Here is a 470-nt window from a genome sequence, read left to right on the forward strand (position 1 = left end):
CCGCCTGGCTGTGCATCCGGACGATCCGCCGCGGCCGATCCTTGGCCTGCCGCGTATCGTGTCGACCATCGAAGATATGCAGTGGCTGAAGGAGACGGTGGACAGCATTAATAATGGCTTCACCATGTGTACCGGATCGTATGGCGTTCGCGCCGATAACGATCTGGTGAAGATGGTGGAGACCTTTGGCGATCGCATCCATTTTACCCATCTGCGCTCTACCTGCCGTGAAGCAAACCCAAAAACCTTCCACGAGGCGGCGCACCTTAGCGGCGACGTCAATATGGTGGCGGTGGTGGATGCTATCCTGCGTGAAGAGCAGCGGCGTAAACAGGCCGGCGATCTGCGCCCGATCCCATTTCGGCCGGATCATGGTCATCAGATGCTCGACGATCTGCGCAAGAAAACCAACCCAGGCTATTCGGCGATTGGCCGTCTCAAGGGGATGGCGGAAGTGCGCGGCGTCGAGC

Annotated in this window: 1 protein-coding gene; it reads left to right on the forward strand. The window is 59.1% G+C overall.

Features of this window, described 5'->3' with window-relative positions; all coding sequences use genetic code 11:
- Nucleotides 1-470, forward strand: a 470-nt coding sequence (gene uxuA, locus FJV41_RS55650) for a mannonate dehydratase (RefSeq protein ID WP_141649612.1), incomplete at both ends; no start/stop codon positions are given.

Origin of the sequence: Myxococcus llanfairpwllgwyngyllgogerychwyrndrobwllllantysiliogogogochensis (genome assembly GCF_006636215.1) — a bacterium.
GTDB lineage: Bacteria > Myxococcota > Myxococcia > Myxococcales > Myxococcaceae > Myxococcus > Myxococcus llanfairpwllgwyngyllgogerychwyrndrobwllllantysiliogogogochensis.